At 58.3% G+C, this 3060-nt stretch carries 3 protein-coding genes; 1 reads left to right on the forward strand and 2 read right to left on the reverse strand.

The features are described from left to right. Positions 1–100 precede the first annotated feature (100 nt). Positions 101–1327 carry an integrase core domain-containing protein gene (locus tag ACE4YL_RS03405; RefSeq protein WP_461369225.1) on the forward strand — a complete coding sequence of 409 codons (1227 nt, stop codon included), beginning with the start codon at positions 101–103 and terminating at the stop codon, positions 1325–1327. Between the two features lie 4 nt (positions 1328–1331). Here the strand turns inward: ACE4YL_RS03405 and ACE4YL_RS03410 are convergent, their stop codons facing one another. Together ACE4YL_RS03410 and ACE4YL_RS03415 are read right to left on the reverse strand one after the other, a co-directional pair. Beyond that, positions 1332–2705: a transposase gene (locus ACE4YL_RS03410; protein WP_461369226.1), complete on the reverse strand. Its 1374-nt coding sequence runs from the start codon at positions 2703–2705 to the stop codon at positions 1332–1334. Positions 2706–2719: 14 nt separating this feature from the next. Beyond that, a complete protein-coding gene (locus ACE4YL_RS03415; RefSeq protein ID WP_461369227.1) occupies positions 2720–2953 on the reverse strand; it encodes a hypothetical protein in 234 nt (77 codons plus the stop codon). Positions 2954–3060 lie beyond the last annotated feature (107 nt).

Here is a 3060-nt window from a genome sequence, read left to right on the forward strand (position 1 = left end):
GGCTGTTCGGTACGGGTTCAAGACATGGGTGACACGAAAGGTTCAAGACATAGGTGACACTTTGGGGTGATAAGGTCTGCCCTACAGGAGGAAGATGGGCATGCCATGGAAAGAGAGTAACGTTGTGACATTAAGAGAAGAGTTTGTGTTGAAAGCGATGAGTCCTGTGATGGATTTTTCGGCCTTATGCAAGGAGTACGGCATCAGCCGTAAGACCGGTTACAAGTGGATGGTGCGTTTTAAGCAGGGAGGACTCCCCGCCCTGCGCAATGCCTCTCGTCGCCCGCACAGCAGTTCCTCGGCGCTGGACGAAGCCACCGTCTGCGAGTTAATACGGATTAAGACCACCTCCGCATCAAACTGGGGCCCTAAGAAGGTGCTAGCCCTGTATGAACGGCTGCACGGGTCTTCTCACGCCCCGTCATTGAGCAGCGTGAAGCGCATTCTGGACCGCGCGGGATTTGTCCAGCGCCGCCGACGTCCCCGCCGGGATGCGCCCGCACGTATCCAGGAAGGCATCGTGGCCACCAAGCCCAACCAACAGTGGACCGTCGATTTCAAGGGATGGTGGAAGACTCGGGACGGGGCTCGTTGCGAACCGCTGACGGTTCGGGACGCCTACAGTCGTTTTCTGCTGGATTTGCGCGCCATGGATAGCACCTCCGAACGCGCCGTGCGCCGCGCATTTGAGCGTTTATTCGAGTGTTATGGACTTCCGGAGTCCATCCGCTCGGATAACGGTTCGCCATTTGCTTCCCATCAAGCCCCTCTCGGTCTCACCCGCCTGTCCAGTTGGTGGGTGGCCCTGGGCATTCGTCTGGACCGCATTGATCCGGGACGCCCGGATCAGAACGGTGCCCATGAACGCATCCATCGAGACATCCGCGCAGAACTGCAACTATCCCCGGCGAATGGAATGGAGGCCTCACAGGCGCTCTTCGACCAATGGCGTCACGACTTCAATTGGGTACGGCCACATGAGGCACTCAACATGCAGGTCCCGGGAAAAATTTACGCCCCCTCCCAAACCGTCTATGAACCCGGCCCCCCGGACCTGAACTATCCGCCGGATTGGCTGGAACGGCGCGTGATGCCAAAGGGAGCGATTTGTCTTTTGAATCACACCATACACGTGTCCAAAGCGGTCGGTGGCTTCACGCTGGGGTTGCAACCACTCGCCGATCGTTTGGACGTCTGGTTTGATTATCTTCGTCTGGGTCATATCGATTTGCATACGTTCCGGTTCCTCCCAATCGTACGCAAACGAGAAACACGTCGCTCTTCCTCCGGGCGGCATGCCGCCCGGAGGCTGGAGTTTGGCCCGTAGGGGCTCAGGCCATGGCGTAAAATAGGGCGTGTCCGAGGCTCTTTTGGAGTTTCTGCGGCTTTGGGTTATCGGAGGGGGTGGTCATGAAGCCGGAGAAATGCAGGGCATCGGCCCATACTTCGTGGCGGAGATGTTGAAGCAGAGACTGCGTAGAGGCCCGGAGGGTTTCTCGGCGTCGCCATTTGGGTGCCGGTAGCGTATCGGGTTGACCGGTTGGGCCATAGGCATTTGTGGCGGCGGTGAGCAACATGGCGTAGGCGGCCACTGCCAACGCGGGCACGTTTCCGACGGAGTTGGGGTTCCGGACTTGGGCCTGACCGACGCCGAGGAGTGATTTTTCGTCCCTGAAGTTCACCTCGATATCCCATCGCCACAGGTATGTTTGAAGAATCTGCTGAATATCGGCGTCGGGATCGGTGCAAATCAGGAAGGCTGGCTTGCGGTAGAGCATTCTGGAGTGTTTGGTCAAGCGGTAGCCCAACGGGGCGATAACGATGAGGCGCAGGTTGTGTTTCTTGCCGGCGGGGCGCCATCGCAGCGGACGGATCGTCTTGATTTTGAACGCATGAGATTTGCCGGCGGCGAAGGCGTTGATGCGCTGCCAAGGCACCGTCGTATCCTGCCGCAGGGCTTCGGGCGTAGGGGCGCGTGAACCGTAGACGGGATTGCGTCCCGGCTTGCCTGCGGAGGACTCCGGCAGAAAATACAGTTTGGCGTCGGCGCGAATACGGCCGATCACAACGGTTCGCGGCGGCAGATGGGTGATGAATGTGCCATTGGTGTAGCCCCCATCCACGACCGTCCACAGCGGGCGCTCTCCCTGCCCTTCGGCATCCATGGCGTCTCGCAGGGCGTGCAGGCGATCCGCTCCAACCTTGGGCAGGGCCATTTCGCGTTTGGCTTGTCGGAGCCGGGCGCATGCTTGTTCATCAGCATCGCGGCGGGGCTTCTGGGGTGCGGGGGCATGCACAAAGTCGATAGGGATCATCCTGGCCATCCCGTTGTCGGCTGCACAGGCCATGGATATCTGCAAAAAGCGCTGCGCCTGGATAAAGTTGACATGAAACGGAGGCCCCAGCGGATCGCGGGTGTACTTGACCCCATATGTATTGCGCCCGCATTTACGCAGACGCGTATCATCCAGGGCCGCCACCAGCGGTTCCGTTGGGCCGAGTCTGCCCGTCAGGCTCTGCCGGACGGGACGAAACAGCTTCTCTGGCTTGATACGGTCGGCTGAATACATCCTGTAATCGGCGCTCCAGTCGCAAAACAGCCGTCCGGATGTTCCCAGCACCCCCGTCAGCGTATGTCGTCCCAGGCAGAGCAACTGGCAGAGCAGATGCCGCCGTATACGATCGCGCATCGCTTCGCCACCCAAACCCTCGCACTGATTCAGGAGCGCTTCGATCCCTTCGAGGAGAAGCGCAGGTTTTTTTTTATGGTGACGGGGGAGGGCGGCACCTGGCGCCGGTGCGCAATGATATTCGCCTTGTCCTCGATGATCCATTCAATGACTTCACCCTTCTCGAACTCCATGGCCTCCGCCACAGCGGTGGGGAAGTTGATGTAATACTGATCGGCCGTTTTCTTCCTACGAATCTGCTGAACTTTTGTTGGGTATCCCATGATTGTTTCTCCTGTGTTAATGCCCTAGCATATATGCTAGACCTCTATAAAAGCACAAAAACACCGCAATGCAAGAAAAAAGTTCAGCAACAGAAAAAAACTAGTGC

The organism is Candidatus Darwinibacter acetoxidans, assembly GCF_041936445.1.
GTDB lineage: Bacteria > Bacillota > Limnochordia > Darwinibacteriales > Darwinibacteriaceae > DTU010.